We start from the raw sequence: 18343 nt of genomic DNA, 5'->3' as shown, positions 1-18343 counted from the left end.
CGATGGGCCCGCTTCCTCCCCCCGGAGAATGCGGGCCCATCGTCTCAGCTCGATCGCGGTGCCGTGTGGTGTTATCCGCCGGCCCACTTGCGCTGGGCGGCCAAGTCCAGTCGAATCTCCGCTAGTTGCTCGGCGACTCGGGCCGGGGCGGTGCCGCCGCGCCCGTCCCGCGAGGCCACCGAACCGGCCACGGTCAGCACCGAGCGCACCTGTGGAGTCAACTCCGGCGAGATCTCCGCGAGTTGATCATCCGTCAGGTCCCACAGTTCGAGGCCGCGCGGCTCGCAGTACTTCACACACGCGCCCGCCACGTCGTGCGCGACCCGGAACGGCGTGCCCTGGCGCACCAACCACTCGGCGATGTCGGTGGCGAGCGAGAACCCGGCCGGGGCCAACTCCGCCAACCGCTCCCGGTGGAAGGTCAGCGTGGCGATCATGCCGGTGAACGCCGGGAGCAGTACTTCGAGCGTGTCGCACGAATCGAAGACCGGCTCCTTGTCCTCCTGGAGATCGCGGTTGTAGGCCAGCGGCAGCGCCTTGAGCGTGGCCATCAGCCCGGTCAGGTTGCCGATCAGCCGGCCGGACTTGCCGCGCGCCAGCTCGGCGATGTCCGGGTTCTTCTTCTGCGGCATGATCGAGGACCCGGTGGAGAAGGCGTCGTCCAGGGTCACGAAGGAGAACTCCTTCGTGTTCCAGATGATGATCTCCTCGGCCAGCCGGGACAGGTTCACCCCGAGCATCGCGGTGACGAACGCGAACTCGGCCGCGAAGTCGCGCGAGGCGGTGCCGTCGATCGAGTTCGCCGCGGATGCGGAGAACCCGAGGTCGCGGGCCACCGACTCGGGGCTGAGCCCGAGCGAGGAACCCGCGAGCGCACCGGATCCGTACGCGGACACGTCCGCGCGCCGGTCCCAGTCCCGCAGCCGGTCGGCGTCGCGGGCGAACGCCTGCACGTGCGCGAGCAGATGGTGGGCGAGCAGCACCGGCTGGGCGTGCTGGAGGTGGGTGCGGCCCGGCATGACCACGTCCGCGTGCGCAGCGGCCTGTTCGACCAGCGCCTCCTGGAGGTCGGCCAGCAGCCGGCCCAGGATCCGCGCGTGCTCGCGCAGGTACATCCGACCCAGGGTGGCGATCTGGTCGTTGCGCGAGCGCCCCGCGCGCAGCTTGCCGCCCAGGTCGGGGCCGAGGATCTCGAGCAGTCCGCGCTCCAGCGCGGTGTGCACGTCCTCGTCCGCGATGGTGGCGACCAGGTCACCGGACTCGACGTTGTCTTCCAGCGTGTCCAGGCCGGCGAGCATGCGGGTCAGCTCGTCGTCGGTGAGCAGCCCGGCTGCGTGCAGCACGCGCGCGTGCGCCCGGGAGCCGGCGATGTCGTACGGCGCGAGCCGCCAGTCGAAGTGCACGCTGGCGGAGAGCAGGGCGAGGGCTTCGGAGGGACCGCCGGAGAAGCGGCCGCCCCACAGGCTCACCCGATCGGGGTTGTTGGTCACGACTGATCGTTGTCCCGCCGTGCGGCAATCTTGCTGGACAGGCCGAACAGCTCGATGAAGCCCTTGGCCTGCGACTGGTCGAACGTGTCGCCCGTGTCGTAGGTGGCCAGGTCGAAGTCGTAGAGCGACTCGTCGCTGCGCCGACCGGTGACCACGGCCCGACCGCCGTGCAGGGTCATCCGGATGTCGCCGGACACGTGCTCGTTGGCCTCGGCGATGAAGCCGTCCAGGGCCCGCTTGAGCGGGGAGAACCACAGGCCGTCGTAGACCAGTTCGGCCCAGCGCTGCTCGACCGTGCGCTTGTAGCGGGCCAGTTCGCGCTCGACGGTGACGTTCTCCAGCTCCTGGTGCGCGGTGATCAGCGCGATCGCGCCCGGGGCCTCGTACACCTCGCGGCTCTTGATGCCCACGAGCCGGTCCTCGACCATGTCGATCCGGCCGATGCCCTGGGTGCCGGCCCGCCGGTTCAGCTCCTCGATCGCCTGGAGCACGCTCACCGCGCGGCCGTCGACGGCGACCGGTACACCGCGCTCGAAGGTGATCACGACCTCGTCCGCGTCCCGCGGCGTGGCCGGATTTTGGGTGTACTCGTACACGTCCTCGATCGGCGCGTTCCAGATGTCCTCCAGGAACCCGGTCTCCACGGCCCGCCCGAAGACGTTCTGGTCGATCGAGTACGGCGACTTCTTGGTGGTGGCGATCGGCAGGTTCTTCGCCTCGGCGAACGCGATCGCCTTGTCCCGGGTCATCGCGTAGTCGCGGACCGGGGCGATGCACTTGAGCTCGGGGGCCAGCGAGGCGATGCCGACCTCGAACCGGACCTGGTCGTTGCCCTTGCCGGTGCAGCCGTGCGCGACCGTGTCGGCGCCGTGCTTCTTCGCGGCGGCGACCAGGTGCTTGACGATCACCGGGCGCGAGAGCGAGGAGACCAGCGGGTAGCGGTCCATGTAGAGCGCGTTGGCCCGGATCGCCGGCAGGCAGTAGCCGTCGGCGAACTCGTCGCGGGCGTCCGCGACCTCGGCCTCGACCGCGCCGCAGGCCAGCGCCCGCTTGCGGATGATGTCCAGATCCTCGCCGTTCTGGCCGACGTCGACGGCCACCGCGATGACCTCGGCGCCGGTTTCCTCGGCGATCCACTGAATACAGACGGAGGTGTCGAGACCTCCGGAGTAGGCGAGTACGACGCGCTCGGTCACGAGCGTGCTCCTTCGAAGAGTGATCGGGCGGATCTGGTGCGGTGTTTCGCCGGAGCCGAGCGCTCTAGCGGGGTGCGGAAGTGTGGGTGGCCGGGCCCGTGTCGCCTAGGCCTTGTTCTCGGCGAGCGCCAGGAGGTGGGCGGCGAGCGCCGCGCCTCCCTCGGGGTCGCGCGAGACCATCAGGATGGTGTCGTCGCCGGCGATGGTGCCCAGGATCAGCCGGGACTCGGCGTGATCCATGGCCGAGGCCAGGAACTGGGCCGCCCCGGGTGGTGTGCGCACCACCACGAGGTTGCCCGACGCCTCGGCCGACACCAGCAATTCGCCGGCCAGGCGCGACAGCCGGCCCTCGACCGCGGAGTCCTCCAGTGGCGCCCGGGGAGTGCGGTCGCCGCCTTCCGCCGGTACGGCGTAGATGAGCGATCCCTCCCCGTCGCGGATCTTGACCGCGCCGAGCTCGTCGAGGTCCCGGGAGAGCGTGGCCTGGGTGACGGCAAGGCCGTCCTCGGCGAGCAGCCGGGCGAGTTGGTTCTGCGACCGGACCCGGTGCCGGGTCAGGATGTCGACGATCCGCCGGTGCCGGGCGATCCGGGTGCTGGGCACCGCGTACACGCCCTCGACCGGGGTCGCTTCGCTGCTGTGCTCGCTGCTCATGGGACGACCTCGCCTAGCGTCGGACTCGTCGTCGGGTGTGGGTCACGGTGTTCCTCCGGCGGGTGCGGCGGCGAGGCCGGCGTCCAGGATGGCGGGCAGGGCCCCGAGCAGCGCGTCCACGTCCGCGTCGTCGACGACGAGCGGCGGGGCGAGCCTGACCCGGGTGGGCACTGCGGCGTTGACGAGGAAGCCCGCGTCCTGCGCCGCCTTTTGCACGGCCGGCGCCACCGGTGCGGTGAGCACGATACCGATCAACAGCCCTGCTCCGCTGACCCGTGCGACCAGCGGATGGGCGATCTTTTCGATGCCCGCCCGAAGCTGCTCGCCCAGGCGCGCCGAGCGCCCGCACAGGTCCTGGTTCTCGATGGTGTCCAGCACCGCGAGCGCCGCGGCGCAGCACACCGGATTGCCGCCGAACGTGGTGCCGTGCTGGCCCGGTTGCAACAGCTGCGCCGCGGCGCCGAACGCCACACAGGCGCCGATCGGCAGGCCGCCGCCCAGGCCCTTGGCCAGGGTGACCACGTCGGGTTCGATGCCCAGTGGCTGGTGTGCGAACCACGCGCCGGTGCGGGCTATGCCGGTCTGGATCTCGTCCAGGATCAGCAGCGCGCCGTGCGCGGCGGTGATCTCCCGGGCCGCGACCAGGTAGCCCTCGCCGGGCATGACCACGCCGTTCTCGCCCTGGATGGGCTCCAGGATCACCGCGGCCGTCTGCGGTCCGACCGCGGCGCGCAGCGCCTCGATGTCGCCGTAGGGCACGAAGTCGACGCCGCCGGGCAGCGGGGCGAACGGCTCGCGCTTGGCGGGCTGGCCGGTCATCGCCAGCGCGCCCATGGTGCGGCCGTGGAAGCCGCCCTCGGCCGCGATGATCTGCGGCCGGCCGGTGCGCCGGGCGAGCTTGAACGCGGCCTCGTTGGCCTCGGCGCCCGAGTTGCCGAAGTAGACCCGGCCGGGTCGGCCGAACAGGTCGAGCAGCCGTTCGGCGAGCGCGACCGGCGGCTCGGCGATGTAGAGGTTGGACACGTGGCCCAGCCGGCCCAGCTGCTCGCTCACCGCGGCGGCGATAGCAGGGTGGGCGTGGCCGAGCGAGTTGACCGCGATGCCGCCGAGGAAGTCGACGTAGGTGTTGCCGGCGCTGTCCACGACCCGCGCCCCGGAGCCGCTGACCAGCTCGATCGAGGGCGTGCCGTAGTTGTTCATCAGCGACCGGTTCCACCGCTGTGTCAGCGCACCGGTCCCGGTGTTCGTCATGCCGCCCCCTCCGCCTCGTCGTCGTGTCCGGCGAACGCGCCGGACTGCCGGGCCGGGACCACCATGGTCCCGATCCCCTCGTCGGTGAACACTTCCAGCAGCAACGAGTGCGCGACCCGCCCGTCCAGGACGTGCGCGGCCGGCACCCCGGCCCGCACCGCCCGCAGGCACGCCTCCATCTTGGGGAGCATGCCGCTGGAGAGCGTCGGCATCAGCGTCGCCAACTCGTCGGCGTCCAGGCTGGATATCACCTCGTCGCTGGTGGGCCAGTTCGCATACAGCCCCTCGACGTCGGTGAGCACGACCAGTTTCTCCGCGCCCAGCGCGACCGCCAGCGCGGATGCCGCGGTGTCCGCGTTGACGTTGTAGACGTGCCCGTCGGCGCCGCGTGCGATCGAGGAGATCACCGGGATGCGGTTGTCGTGCAGCAGTGCCTTGATCGCGCCCGGGTCGACCTCGACGATGTCGCCGACCAGGCCGATGTCGACCGCCTCGCCGTCCACGATCGCGTGCCGCTTCTCGGCGGTCATCGTGTGCGCGTCCTCGCCGGTCATCCCGACGGCGAACGGGCCGTGTGCGTTGATCAGGCCGACGATCTCGCGCTGCACCTGGCCCGCGAGCACCATGCGCACCACGTCCATCGCCTCGGGCGTGGTCACCCGCAGGCCGCCCGCGAACGAGGACTCGATGCCCAGCCGGTCCAGCTGCGCGCTGATCTGCGGGCCGCCGCCGTGCACGATCACCGGGCGCAGCCCGGCGAAGCGCAGGAACACCAGGTCCTGGGCGAAGGCGCGCTTGAGGGCGTCGTCGACCATGGCGTTGCCGCCGAACTTGATCACCACGGTCTTGCCGTAGAAGCGCTCCAACCACGGCAGCGCCTCGATCAGCGTGCGCGCCTTGGTCAGTGCCGCATTGTTGCGGCCCTGTTTGCCGGCCGATTCCGTCCGCATCCCGCTCCCCCTCGTCTGGCTGTCCGTATCGGTCATGACGAGTAGGCCGAGTTCTCGTGCACGTATTCGGCCGTCAGGTCGTTGGTCCACACGGTCACGGCGGCGTCGCCCGCGTTCAGGTCGGCCACGATGTGCGTCTCGCGCGGGGTCATGTCGACCAGCTCGCGGTCCTCGCCCACGAAGCCGTTGCGACACACCCATACGCCGTTGAACGCGACGTCGAGCCGATCCGGGTCGAACGCCGCGGCGGTGGTGCCGATCGCGGCCAGCACCCGGCCCCAGTTGGCGTCCTCGCCGTGCACGGCGCACTTGAACAGGTTGTTCCGGGCGATCGAGCGGGCCACCTCCAGGGCGTCCGCCTCGGTCGCACCGCCCACGACGTCGATCCGGATGTCCTTGCTCGCGCCTTCGGCGTCGCCGATCAGCTGCCGGGCCAGGTCCCCGGCGACGGTGCGCACCGCCTCGGCGAACGCGGCGAGGTCGGGCTCGACGCCGGAGGCGCCGGAGGCCATCAGCAGCACGGTGTCGTTGGTGGACATGCAGCCGTCGGAGTCGATCCGGTCGAACGTGGTGTGCGTGGCGCCGCGCAGCACCGCGTCCAGCGTCTCGGCGTCGACCGCGGCGTCGGTGGTGAGCACGACGAGCATCGTGGCCAGGCCCGGCGCCAGCATGCCCGCGCCCTTGGCCATCCCGCCGACCGTCCACCCGGCGGGGTCGGTGACGACGGACTGCTTGTGCACGGTGTCGGTGGTCTTGATCGCGATCGCCGCGTCCTCGCCGCCGTCCGCGCTCAGCGCCGCGGCGGCCTTGGCCACGCCCGGCAGCAGTTTGTCCATCGGCAGTTGCAGGCCGATCAGACCGGTGGAGGCCACCACGATCTCGCCCGCGTTGAGCCCGAGCAGCTCGGCGACCCGCTCGGCGGTGGCGTGCGTGTTGCCGAAGCCCTCGCTGCCGGTGCACGCGTTGGCGCCGCCGGAGTTGAGCACCACCGCCTGCACCTGGCCGGCCTTGACCACCTGCTCCGACCACACCACCGGTGCGGCCTTGACCCGGTTCGAGGTGAACACGGCCGCGCCGGCGATCGAGGGGCCGTCGTTGACGACCAGGGCCACGTCCGGCAGGCCCGTGCTCTTGAGGCCCGCGGCCACGCCCGAGGCCCGGAAGCCCTTTGCTGCGGTGACGCTCACGGTGCTACCCCTGTCTTGCTCAGTCCCAGGTCCTCGGCCAGGCCGAGGGCGATGTTGGTGCTCTGGATGGCGCCGCCGGCGGTGCCCTTGGCGAGGTTGTCTATCGCGCCGACCACGACCACTCGGCCGGCCCGCTCGTCGACGGCGACCTGCAATACGGCGGTGTTCGCGCCGTAGACCATCGCGGTCGCCGGCCACTGTCCCTCGGCCAGCAGGTGCACGAAGGGCTCGTCGGCGTAGGCCGCGGCATACGCCGCGCGCACCGTCTCGGCGCCGACACCGGGCGCCAGCCGGGCGGTGCAGGTGGCCAGGATGCCGCGCGACATCGGCACCAGGGTCGGGGTGAAGGAGACCGTGACGTCCGCGTCGGTGACCGCGCGCAGGCCCTGGATGATCTCGGGCGTGTGCCGATGCACCCCGCCCACGCCGTACGCGCTCGCGGAGCCCATCACCTCGCTGCCGAGCAGGTGCGTCTTGGGCGCCTTGCCCGCTCCGGACGTGCCGGAGGCGGCCACCACGACCCAGTCGGGTTCGACCAGGCCGGCGGCCAGCGCGGGCACCGTGCACAGCAGCGAGACGGTCGGATAGCAGCCCGGCACGGCGATCCGCCTGGTGCCCGTCAGCGCGGCCCGGCCGCCCGGCAGCTCGGGCAGTCCGTACGGCCATGTCCCGGCATGGGAGGATCCGTAGAACTCCTCCCAGTCCGCCGCCTCCCGCAGGCGGTAGTCCGCACCGCAGTCCACCACGAGCACGTCCGCGCCCAGCTGCGCGGCCAGCGCACCGGACTGTCCGTGCGGCAGGGCCAGGAAGACCACGTCGTGACCGGCGAGGTTCTCGGCGGTGGTCTCGGCGAGCACCCGGTCGGCCAGCGGCAACAGGTGCGGCTGCAGCTCGCCCAGGCGTCGGCCCGCGTTGGACCCCGCCGTGAGCGTGCCGATCTCGATCTCCGGGTGCGCGAGCAGCAGGCGCAGGATTTCCCCGCCCGCGTAACCACTCGCCCCGGCCAGTGCCGCCTTGGCCCCCATTACCGCCTCCTCGTGAGGAGCATGACTATACGGACATGCGAATCTCTATGCAAGTACGGTGCGTGACCGCCGGGCCCGGCCCCCGTTCGGGGCAAGCCTGCCGCCCGTTGCCGCCACCCCAGTAGGGCGCATGGCCGGTGCGTTAGGATCAGCCGACTTCCGATACGCGCTCCCCAGTGGGCAGTCGACCGCCGGCGGGACGGCAGCGACGCGCAGCAGACGGCGGGCGCCCCCGCCCAGGAAACGAACGAGACCACGTGACCCCTCCCCCCGGCACCTCCGGGCCCGCCGGCGCCTCGGGCGCCACCGGCACGGACCTACAGTCCCCGACCGGCGAGCCGCACTCGGCTCCCGAGCCGGATCCCGCCGACGCGTCGACGGATCCGTCCTCGGCACGGCGCCGGCACCCGCGCGTCCCGTTGCCGGACCTGCTCGCCCTGGGGCTGCCGACACTGGTGTTCGCGATCATGGGCTGGCATCAGCGCTGGATCACCGACGACGGCCTGATCTTCACCCGCGCGGTCCGCGAGATCCTGGCCGGCAACGGCCCGGTGTACAGCTCCGGCGAACGGGTCGAGACGTCCACCAGCACGCTGTGGCAGTGGCTGCTCGCGCTGCTCGGGTGGATCACCCCGTTCGACTACGCGCCCACGGCCGTCTACACCGGCCTGATCCTGGCCGTGGTCGGGCTGTGGCTGTCCCTGGACGGCACCCGCCGACTCTTCCGCGGCATGGCCGTCACCCGACTGCTGCTGCCCGCCGGCGTGCTCGTGTTCATCGCCGTCCCCTCGGTGTGGGACTTCGCCACCGCCGGCATGGAGACCGGCCTGATCCTGTTCTGGATCGGCCTGTCCTGGTGGTTGCTGATCGGCACCTGGCTGCGCCCGGTCGACACCCACACCACCCGCCGCACCCTCGCGCTCTCCCTGTGGTTCGGCCTGGGCCCGCTGGTCCGCCCCGACCTGGGCCTGACCATGGTGGTCCTGCTCGTCGCCCAGTTCCTGCTGATCCGCGCGCGCTGGCCCAAGGCCCTGGCGATGCTGGCCTGCGCCGGCTTCCTGCCCGCCGCGTACGAGATCTTCCGAATGGGCTACTACGGCCTGATCTTCCCGATGCCCGCGCTCACCAAGGAGGCATCGGGCTCGTTGTGGGGTCGCGGCTGGGACTACCTGACCGACTACATGCGGCCGTACCACCTGTGGATCCCGATGATCCTGATCCTGGTCGCCGCCGCGGTCGCCCTCACCCGGCGCCGCCCGGCCGACCGACGCACCTGGATCGTCATCGCCACCCCCCTGGTCGCCGCCCTGGGCCAGACCGTCTACGTGCTCAAGGTCGGCGGCGACTTCATGCACGGCCGGATGTGGCTGCCGATCCTGCTCCTGGTACTGCTCCCGCTCCTGCTCGCGCCGCTGGACCGGCTGGTCACCCCGGCGATCGTGCTCGTCGCCGTCTGGGCCGTCGTCTGCGGCACCACACTGCGCTCCGGCGTGATCACCACGCCCGCCCCCGACGGCCACGGCAACCAGGTCTGGAACGAACGCGACACCTACGCCGCCTGGACCCGGACCGACAACCCCACCACCGAGGAAGCGCACATCCGGACGCTGCCGACGATAAAAGAGGCTTTCCGCAACGAAAAGGCCACCGGCGAGCGTTTGTTGTTCGTGGACCCGAACTACATGAAGCTCCCACCGCTGCCGCTGCGCCGTGATCTGCCCTTCGACAAGGGCCTGGTCATCGGCCGCCTGGGCGTGGGCGGCTCGATCACCCCGCCCGGCGGCATCGTGGTCGACGTGTGGGGCCTGTCCAACACGGTCGGCGCGCACATCACCGAGACCCAGCACACCGCGGCGGGCCACAAGAAACTGCTGCCCTTCGCCTGGAACGTCGCGCTGTACGTGGACCCGGCCGGCGACGCACTGGTGCCCGAGGACGCCGCGCCCGCCGCGGAGATCCGGGCCGCCCGGGCCGCGCTGCGGTGCGGCGACCTCAAGGAACTCGTCGACTCGGTCACCGAGCCGATGTCCGCGTCACGCTTTTGGAAGAACCTGACCGGCGCCGCGGGCCGCACCGACCTGCGGATCCCGGCCAACCCGATCGAGGCCGAGAAGAAATTCTGCACCCCCTCCTGAGCCCGCCATCGGCCCGGCAGGCGATCATCAGTGGTTATGGTGTGGTCGGCCCGCCCGCCCCGTCTGGAGTCAACGAACCATGAGCCTCGTGAGTGTGCTTTCCGGGCGCTCGCGCTCCGGGCGGCGGGCCCATCCCTGCACGGACGGCCCGCAGCCCCGCGGCATCACCCGCTGGAACACCGCGATGGTGCTGGTGCCCACGCTGATTCTGCTGGTCCTGGGCTGGCATCGACGCTGGATCAGCGACGACGGCCTGATCTTCACCCGCACGGTGCGCCAGATCCTGGCCGGCCACGGCCCGGTGTTCAACGTCGGCGAACGCGCCGAGGCGTCCACGAGCACACTGTGGCAGTGGATCCTGGTGCCGGCCTCGTGGATCACCCAGATGGACGTGGGCCGGCTCGCGGTCCACCTCGGCCTGCTGTGCACCACGGCCGGCTACGCGCTGGCCCTGCACACCACCCGCCGGCTGTACACCCGCAGCACCACAACGATCCGGCTGGTGCCCCTCGGCGTGATCGCCATGCTCGCGCTGCCGCCGGTGTGGGACTTCGCCACCTCCGGCCTGGAAACCGGCCTGACCACGCTGTGGACCGCCGGCTGCTGGTGGCTGCTGGTCCGCCTCCCGCACGACCCGCGCGCCCGGGTCACCTACGGCCTGGCCTTCCTGGCGGGCCTGGGCCCGATGGTGCGGCCCGACCTGGCCATCGCCACGCTCGGCTTCCTGATCGCGCTCGCGCTCATCCGCCGTCCGCGCCTACCGCACGCCCTGGCCCTGCTCGGCACCGCGTTCACCGTGCCGCTGCTGTACGAGATCTTCCGGATGGGCTACTACGGCGTCCTGCTCCCGCTGCCGGCCGTCACCAAGGAAGCCTCCGCCGCCGACTGGTCCCGAGGCTGGAACTACGTCCGCGACCTGACCGACCCGTACCACCTGTGGATCCCGTTCGTCGTGCTCCTGGCCGTCCTGATCGGCCTGTCCGCACCCCGTCTGCGCGACCCCGCCGGCGCGGGTGCGCGCCTGCGCGCGATCGACCGGGCCGGCCGGGCCCGGATCACCGTGTTCGCGGTGCCCGCCCTGTGCGGCCTGGCGATGCTGCTCTACGTGATCCGCGTCGGCGGCGACTTCATGCACGCCCGAATGTTGCTGCCGGGGCTGTTCATGCTGCTCCTGCCGATCCTGCTGGTCCCCGCGAACCGGCTCGTGATCCCGGCGGCCACGATCCTGATCGGCTGGGCCGCGGTCTGCGCGATCAGCTTCCGGGTGCCCTACGAGGGCATCGGCCCGCGCGGCATCGCCGACGAACGCGCCTTCTACATCGGCGCGCTCAAGGTCGCCAACCCGGTCACCGCGTACTCCTACGTGGCCAACTACCCACGCTTCCCCGCCGCCGCGAAAGCCGCCCGCGCCGACCACACGCACGTGATCGTCTACCCCTGGTACGACGGCTTCTACGTCACCGCGCTCGACCCCGACCTGCCCGCCCCGGTCGCCACCGTCTGGAGCAACCTGGGCATGAACGGCGCCAACACCCCGCTCGACGGCGTCTCCGTCGACATCCTGGGCCTGGCCTATCCGCTCGCCGCCCACGTCGAACTCACCACCCGCGGTCGCCCCGGCCACGAGAAGGCGATCGACATCGCCTGGGTCTTCGCCCAGTACGCCTCCCCCGACGCCGTCCTGCCGCCGGGCATCGACCCGGTCCGGGTCAAGGCCGCCCGCTACGCCCTCACCTGCGGCGACGCCAACCGGGGCAAGCTCAAGGAGCTCCAGGACTCGGTCCACGAACCGATGTCCTGGAGCCGCTTCAAGAAGAACTTCACCGGCGCCTTCGAGCGCACCTCGTTCCGTTTCCCGGTCGACCCGGTCACCGCCGCCAAGGAGATCTGCGGCGTCGACGTCCTCGCCAAAGGCGTCCTCCCCGAGGACAACCCCAACCGCTGACCCCCACCCCGGCCCACTCGCCACGCCCACGCCCCCGGCATCACCCCCGTGAGCGCACCGTCACGTCATCGATCCGCGAATCGCCCGGCAGCGTGAGCGTCGACACCACGACCCCCGCCACCGTCGCGGGATCGCTGTAGCGCTCGGGCTCGAACTCCCCGCCCTCCTGCTCCCGCACCCCACGCTGCATCGCCGTGGCCGTGCGCCCCGGATACACGCTGGTCACCCGCAGCGCCGGCTCCTCCTCCCGCAGCCCGTCGGCCAGCGCCTTCAGCGCGTGCTTGCTCGCCGCGTACGCCGTCCAGCCCGCATTGGTCCGCAGCCCCGCCCCACTGTTGAGCAGGACCACGTCGGCCCGGCCGCGCCGCAACGCCGGCAACAGCACGCGCGTAACCTCCGCGACCGCAACCACGTTGACGGTCAGTGTGCGCGACCACACCACCTCGACCGTCTCCGCCACCGTGCCCAGTTCCGCGATGCCCGCACTGTGCACCAGGCCCGCGAACGTCTCCTCGGCAAGCGGCGCCAACGCGTCCGCGATCGTCTCGGGACGCTCCAGGTCCGCCACCACGGTCCGCACCCCGGGCCCGGTCAACTCCGCGGCCCGCCGCTCCGACCGCACGATCGCGACCAGGTCGTGGCCGCTCTCCCGCAGCCGGCGGGCAATCTCCGCACCGATACCGCTGCCCGCACCGGTGATCACGTAAGTACTCATCCCGCCACCCTACGAGGTGCGCGAGCACCGAGACCGGCGATCTCGTGCGGCCGCGCCCGGCCCGACTGGAGCCCGCTGACGATGACCTCGACCACCACGCTGCCCGGACAGGGCCCCCCGCCCACCGATCCGGCCGACCCACCCCCCGAGCCACCACGCCCGGCCGCGCGCTGGAACGTCGCGATGGTGCTGCTGCCCGCCGTGTTCGTCGCCGTCCTGGGCGGCCGGCGCAGCTGGCTCTGCGACGACGGCCTGATCTTCATCCGACCGGTCCGGCAGATCCTGGCCGGCCGCGGCCCCGTGTTCAACCCCGGCGAGCGCGCCGAGGCGGCGACCAGCACGCTGTGGCAGTGGCTGCTGGTCGCCGGCACCCGGCTCACCGGCCAGGACCCCGCGCCGCTGGCCGTACGCCTGGGCCTGCTGTGCAGCGTGATCGGCTGGTTCCTGGCCGCCGACGCCTGCCGCAGGCTGCACGTGACCAGGTCCGGCAGCGCGTTCCTGCTCCCGTGCGGCGCACTGGTCCTGCTCGCGCTGCCGCCGGTGTGGGACTTCGCCACCTCCGGCCTGGAAACCGGCCTGACCACGCTGTGGACCGCCGGCTGCTGGTGGCTGCTGGTCCGCCTCCCGCACACCCCGCGCGCCCGCACCGCGTACGCCCTGGCCCTGCTCGCCGGCCTGGGCCCGCTGGTCCGCCCCGACCTGGCCGTCGCCGCCCTCGGCTTCCTGATCGCCCTGGCCCTGACGCACCGCCCCCGCCCGGGCCGCGCGCTCGCCCTGCTCGGCACCGCCGGCGCCCTCCCGCTGGCCTACGAGATCTTCCGGATGGGCTACTACGGCGTGTTGCTCCCGCTCCCCGCGATCACCAAGGAGGCCTCCGCCGCCGACTGGGCCCGGGGCTGGGCCTACGCCCGCGACCTGACCGACGCGTACCACCTGTGGCTGCCGCTCCTGGTGGCGGCCACGGCGGCCGTGGGCGCCGCGGCCGGCCGACTGCGCCCGGCCGGACCCGACCGACCCGCGGCCGCCGTCCGAAGCCGACGCGTCCTGTACGCCACGCCGGTGCTGTCCGGCCTGGTGATGCTGCTCTACGTGGTCCGCGTCGGCGGCGACTTCATGCACGCCCGAATGTTGCTGCCCGGCCTGTTCCTGCTGCTCCTGCCGATCCTGCTGGTCCCGGCGAGCCGGCTCGCGGTGCCCGCCGTGGGCGCGCTGCTGGCCTGGTCGCTGCTGACCGCGGTCGTCTTCCGGGTGCCCTACGCCGGCATCGGCCCGCGCGGCATCGCCGACGAACGCGGCTTCTACACGTCGGCCCTGGGCGTGGCCAACCCGGTCACCGCCGACGCGTTCGTCAACGGCTCCCCCGGCTTCCCGACGATGATCCGGGGCCCGCACCCGGCATATCGCCACACCCTGGTCGACCGATCGACGACCCACTCCTTCGTGGTTCCGCTGCGCCCGGACCTGCACGCGCCGATCGTGGTGATGTGGTCCTCGCTGGGCACGAACGGCGTGGCCACCCCGACGACCGGGATCGCCATCGACGACCTGGGCCTGGCCTACCCACTCGGTGCACACATCCGGCTGACCACCCGCGGCCGACCCGGACACGAGAAGCGGATCGACCCGGCCTGGGTACTCGCCGAGTACGCCGACCCGGCCGCGCCGGCGCCCCCGGGCATCGACCCGATCCGGATCGCCGCCGCCCGCTACACACTCACCTGCGGCCCGACCGACCGCGGTCGACTCAAGGAACTGCGCGATTCGGTGCACGCCCCGATGTCCTGGCGGCGCTTCACCGCCAACCTGATCGGCGCCCTGGACCGCACGGCCTTCCGCTTCCCCAACGACCCGATCGCCGCCGCCCGACAGATCTGCGGCGTCGACGTCCTGAAACCGGGCGTGCTGCCCACCGCGCCCGCCCCGGATCCCGCCCTGGATCCCGCCCCGGCCCCGGATCCCCTGCCCTGACACGGCTGCGGCCCGCACCCCCGAAGGTGTGCGGGCCGCAGCCTGACGACATGCGATCGGGCGTCACGCCCCGCGCAGTACCGCCCCGGTCCGCTCGGCCGCGAGCGCCACCGCCGCGTCGCGCGCGGCCGTCGCCTCCTCGACCGTGAGCGTGCGGTCCGGCGCCCGGAAACGCAGCGCGTAGGCCAACGACTTGTGGCCCTCCGCGACCTGCGCGCCGGTGTACACGTCGAACAGTCGCACCGACTCCAACAGTGCGCCCGCGCCCTCGATCAGGGCCTCCTCCACCGTCGCGGCCGGCACCGAGGCGTCCACGACCAACGCGACGTCCTGCGTGGCCACCGGGTACGAGGAGATGTGCCCGGCCTGCGGCAGGTGCTCCCCCTCCAGGTCGGCGGTCAGCAGATCCAGGTCCAGTTCCATCGCGGACACGCGCTCGGGCAGGTGCAGCGTCTTGAGCACCCGGGGGTGCAGCTCGCCCGCGTGCCCCACGACCCGCTCGGTGCCGTCCGGCGCGGTCGCCACGAGCGCCGCACAGCGCCCGGGATGCCACGGCTCGTACTGGTCCTGGCGCACCGTCAGTTCGACACCGACGGCGTCCGCGACCACCCGTGCGGCCTCGATCGCGTCCGCCCAGTTCTGCGGCCGACCCTTGCCCCACCAGCCGGAGTGCTCGCGCTCCCCGGCCAGCACCACCGCGACCCGCTGCGGCTGATCGGGCAACGCCGCCGCCAGCGAAGCCAGTTCCTCGTCGGTCGGCCGCCGATCCACGGCAAGCTGCGGCGCGCGCGGAGTCGAGGCGTTCGGCAGGAAGACCACTCCCGACTCGAACAGCGCCAGGTCGCCGTTGCCGCGCCCGAGATTGCGGCGCAGCGTCCCGAGCAGCCCCGGGAGCAGCGTGGTGCGCAGCGCCGGCTCCTCCTCGGAGATCGGGTTCACCAGCACCACCGTGCGCCGCCGCGCGTCGTCCTCGGCCAGCCCGAGATCGTCGAACGCGCCCTGCCCCACGAACGGGTAGTCGAGCACCTCGGTGTAGCCCGCGCCCGCGAGCCCGCGCCCGATCCGACGCCTGCGCCGCTGGTCGACGGTCAACCCGCGACCGGCCGGCACCTGCGGCAGCGTGGAGGGAACCTGCTCGTAGCCCTCCAACCGGATGACCTCTTCGGCCAGGTCGTTCGGGTCGGTCAGGTCGGGCCGCCAGGTCGGCGGCACCACGGTCAGCTCGTCGATGCCCTCGACCGAGCAGCCCACCTCCTGCAACCGCTGGGCGACCGTCTCGCGGGGGTAGGGAACACCCGCGACCTTCGCCGCGTGGTCCGCCGCGAGCACGATCCGCACCACCTCGCGCGGCGCGTCCACCTCGGTCACGCCCGCCTCGGCCTGCGCCCGCTCGCCGCCGAGCGCGGCCAGCAGGTCCACCGCGCGCTGCGCCGCGGCCCGGGCCGCCTCCGGGTCCACCCCGCGCTCGAACCGACGCGACGCCTCCGAACCCAGCTTGTGCCGGCGCGCGGTGCGCGCGATGGCCACCGGGTCGAAGTGCGCGGCCTCGATCACGATGTCGGCGGTGTCCTCGCCGATCTCGGTACTCGCCCCGCCCATCACGCCCGCGAGGCCGATCGGCCCACGGTTGTCGCAGATCAGCAGGTCCTCGGGGTCGAGCCTGCGCTCGGCGTCGTCGAGCGTGGTCAGCGTCTCGCCCTCGTGCGCGCGGCGCACCACGATCGCGCCCTGCAACCGGGACCGGTCGTAGGCGTGCAGCGGCTGGCCCAGTTCGAGCATCACGTAGTTGGTGACGTCCACGACGAGCGAGATCGGCCGCATGCCGCCCATCTGCACCCGGCGCTGCAACCACAGCGGGGACGGCGCCTCGGGGTCGATGCCGACCACGGTGCGCGCGACGAACCGGTCGCAGCCGGCCGCGTCCTCGACCAGGACCGGGTAGCCGTACGAGTTCGCGTCCGGCACGTCCAGCAACGCCGGGTCGCGCAGCGGCTGCCCGTAGGCGATCGCCGCCTCGCGGGCGACGCCGCGCATCGACAGGCAGTAGCCCCGGTCCGGGGTCACCGCGATGTCGAGCACCTCGTCGATCAGGCCGAGCAGTTCGATCGCGTCCGCGCCGACCTGGGCCTCGATCGGCAGCACGATAATGCCGTCGTGGTCGTCGCCCATGCCCAGTTCACGGGCCGAGCAGATCATCCCGCGCGAGACGTGGCCGTAGGTCTTGCGCTCGGCGATCTCGAACGGGCCGGGCAGCACCCCGCCCGGCAGGATCACCACGACCTTGTCGTCGACCTCGAAGTTGCGCGCGCCGCAGACGATTTCCTGCGGCTCACCGGTGCCGTTGGCGTCGCCGACGTCGACCTTGCAGAACCGGATCGGCTTCTTGAAGCCCTCCAGCTCCTCGATCTCCAGCACGCGGCCGACCACGAGCGGACCCTTGAGGTCCGCGCCGAGCTGCTCGACCGTCTCGACCTCCAGGCCCAGCGCCACGAGCTTGTCGGCGACGTCGCGCCCGGACTCGCCGGCGGGGAGGTCGACGTACTCCCGCAGCCAAGAAAGCGGGACCCGCATCAGATCTCCATCCCGAACGGAAGGGTGAACCGGACGTCACCCTCGACCATGTCTCGCATGTCCTCGACGTTGTGCCGGAACATCAGCGCACGCTCCAGGCCCACGCCGAACGCGAAGCCGCTGTACACCTCGGGGTCGATGCCGCACGCGATCAGCACGCGCGGGTTGACCATGCCGCAGCCGCCCCACTCGATCCAGCCCTCGGACCGGCAGGTCCGACACGGCCGCTCCGGGTCGCCCACCGAAGCACCGCGACACACGAAGCACTTGAGGTCGAGCTCGGCGGAGGGCTCGGTGAAGGGGAAGTACGACGGGCGCAGCCGGGTGACGATGCCCTCGCCGAACATCGCCTGCACGAAGTGGTCGAGCGTGCCCTTGAGGTCGCCCATCGTCAGGCCCTTGTCCACGGCCAGGCCCTCGATCTGACCGAAGACCGGGGTGTGCGTGGCGTCCAGCTCGTCGGTGCGGTAGACCCGGCCCGGGCAGACCACGTAGATCGGCGGGGTCCGGGTCAGCATCGTGCGGATCTGCACCGGCGAGGTGTGCGTGCGCAGCACCACACCCGAATCCGCCGAGCCGTCCTCGGCGCGCACGAAGAACGTGTCCTGCATGGTCCGCGCGGGGTGGTCCGGCAGGATGTTGAGGGCGTCGAAGTTGTACCACTCCGCCTCGACCTGCGGGCCCTCGGCGACCTCGTAGCCCATCGCGACGAAGAGGTCCTCGATCCGCTCGGACAGCGTGGTCAGCGGGTGCCGCGCGCCGCGCGGGGCGCGGTCCCACGGCAGCGTGACGTCGACCGCCTCCTCGACCAGCACGCGCGCGTCACGCTCGGCCTCCAGCTCGACCTGGCGCTGCTCCAGGGCCTTCTTCACCGCGCCGCGCGCCTGCCCGACCCGCTTGCCGGCCTCGGCCTTGGCCTGCGGCGGGAGCGCGCCGATCTCGCGGTTGGCGAGCGCGAGCGGCGATCGGTCGCCGGTGTGCGCGACCTTCGCCTCCTGCAGCTCGGCGAGATCGCTCGCGGCGGCGACCGCCGCGAGCGCCGCGTCGCGGGCCCGCTCGACTTCCTCTGGTTTCAACGCCTCGACCTCGACCGGGTCGTACGACTTGTTCGGTGCCGACATCTGTGTCCAGTGCTCCTGTGGGGGATCCGCCGGTGGTGGAGGCGGCAACGACGTCCTGCGACGTCCGCGCTCCGAGTTTACTGACGCCGCATGGGCGTGCGTGTTTCGGCCGGACCGCGACGACGTGTGGTGGAG

Annotated in this window: 13 protein-coding genes; 3 read left to right on the top strand and 10 right to left on the bottom strand. The window is 72.1% G+C overall.

Annotated features, from left to right (window positions below; all coding sequences use genetic code 11):
* Positions 1-71: 71 nt before the first annotated feature.
* The 7 genes from argH to argC all read right to left on the bottom strand — a co-directional run bounded on the left by argH (position 72) and on the right by argC (position 7753).
* The gene (gene argH / locus ACFZBU_RS04635) at positions 72-1490 is read right to left on the bottom strand and encodes an argininosuccinate lyase (protein WP_391582008.1); all 1419 of its coding nucleotides are present in this window, start codon (positions 1488-1490) and stop codon (positions 72-74) included.
* Positions 1487-2686, bottom strand: a complete 1200-nt coding sequence (locus ACFZBU_RS04630; RefSeq protein ID WP_391582007.1) for an argininosuccinate synthase — start codon at positions 2684-2686, stop codon at positions 1487-1489. The genes argH and ACFZBU_RS04630 overlap by 4 nt, the downstream gene beginning before the upstream one ends.
* A 105-nt stretch (positions 2687-2791) precedes the next feature.
* Positions 2792-3340 (bottom strand): arginine repressor, encoded by a 549-nt coding sequence (locus tag ACFZBU_RS04625; RefSeq protein WP_391582006.1) that lies wholly within the window; start codon positions 3338-3340, stop codon positions 2792-2794.
* A 42-nt stretch (positions 3341-3382) separates the two neighbouring features.
* The gene (locus tag ACFZBU_RS04620; protein WP_391582005.1) at positions 3383-4591 is read right to left on the bottom strand and encodes an acetylornithine transaminase; all 1209 of its coding nucleotides are present in this window, start codon (positions 4589-4591) and stop codon (positions 3383-3385) included.
* The gene (gene argB / locus ACFZBU_RS04615) at positions 4588-5541 is read right to left on the bottom strand and encodes an acetylglutamate kinase (RefSeq protein WP_391582004.1); all 954 of its coding nucleotides are present in this window, start codon (positions 5539-5541) and stop codon (positions 4588-4590) included. Before argB ends, ACFZBU_RS04620 begins: the two co-directional genes overlap by 4 nt.
* A gap of 32 nt (positions 5542-5573) precedes the next feature.
* The gene (gene argJ / locus ACFZBU_RS04610; RefSeq protein WP_391582003.1) at positions 5574-6728 is read right to left on the bottom strand and encodes a bifunctional glutamate N-acetyltransferase/amino-acid acetyltransferase ArgJ; all 1155 of its coding nucleotides are present in this window, start codon (positions 6726-6728) and stop codon (positions 5574-5576) included.
* Positions 6725-7753 carry an N-acetyl-gamma-glutamyl-phosphate reductase gene (gene argC, locus ACFZBU_RS04605; RefSeq protein ID WP_391582002.1) on the bottom strand — a complete coding sequence of 343 codons (1029 nt, stop codon included), beginning with the start codon at positions 7751-7753 and terminating at the stop codon, positions 6725-6727. The genes argJ and argC overlap by 4 nt, the downstream gene beginning before the upstream one ends.
* A gap of 257 nt (positions 7754-8010) precedes the next feature.
* On the opposite strand from argC, the gene ACFZBU_RS04600 reads away from it, so the two are divergent.
* Positions 8011-9888 (top strand): hypothetical protein, encoded by a 1878-nt coding sequence (locus ACFZBU_RS04600; RefSeq protein WP_391582001.1) that lies wholly within the window; start codon positions 8011-8013, stop codon positions 9886-9888.
* 88 nt (positions 9889-9976) lie between these two features.
* A complete protein-coding gene (locus ACFZBU_RS04595) occupies positions 9977-11833 on the top strand; it encodes a hypothetical protein (protein ID WP_391582000.1) in 1857 nt (618 codons plus the stop codon).
* Positions 11834-11873: 40 nt separating this feature from the next.
* On the opposite strand, the gene ACFZBU_RS04590 is transcribed toward ACFZBU_RS04595, so the two are convergent.
* Complete coding sequence (locus ACFZBU_RS04590; protein ID WP_391581999.1) at positions 11874-12548, bottom strand: SDR family oxidoreductase; 675 nt, start codon at positions 12546-12548, stop codon at positions 11874-11876.
* 81 nt (positions 12549-12629) lie between these two features.
* On the opposite strand from ACFZBU_RS04590, the gene ACFZBU_RS04585 reads away from it, so the two are divergent.
* The gene (locus tag ACFZBU_RS04585; protein WP_391581998.1) at positions 12630-14516 is read left to right on the top strand and encodes a hypothetical protein; all 1887 of its coding nucleotides are present in this window, start codon (positions 12630-12632) and stop codon (positions 14514-14516) included.
* A 63-nt stretch (positions 14517-14579) separates the two neighbouring features.
* Here ACFZBU_RS04585 and pheT read toward each other — a convergent pair whose 3' ends face one another.
* Both pheT and pheS read right to left on the bottom strand, forming a co-directional pair.
* Positions 14580-17087, bottom strand: a complete 2508-nt coding sequence (gene pheT / locus ACFZBU_RS04580) for a phenylalanine--tRNA ligase subunit beta (protein WP_391581997.1) — start codon at positions 17085-17087, stop codon at positions 14580-14582.
* A complete protein-coding gene (gene pheS / locus ACFZBU_RS04575) occupies positions 17087-18208 on the bottom strand; it encodes a phenylalanine--tRNA ligase subunit alpha (protein ID WP_391581996.1) in 1122 nt (373 codons plus the stop codon). The genes pheT and pheS overlap by 1 nt, the downstream gene beginning before the upstream one ends.
* Positions 18209-18343: the final 135 nt, after the last annotated feature.

Origin of the sequence: Embleya sp. NPDC008237, from assembly GCF_042956465.1 — a bacterium.
Lineage (GTDB): Bacteria > Actinomycetota > Actinomycetes > Streptomycetales > Streptomycetaceae > Embleya.
This window is presented reverse-complemented; position numbering and strand designations above follow the sequence as displayed.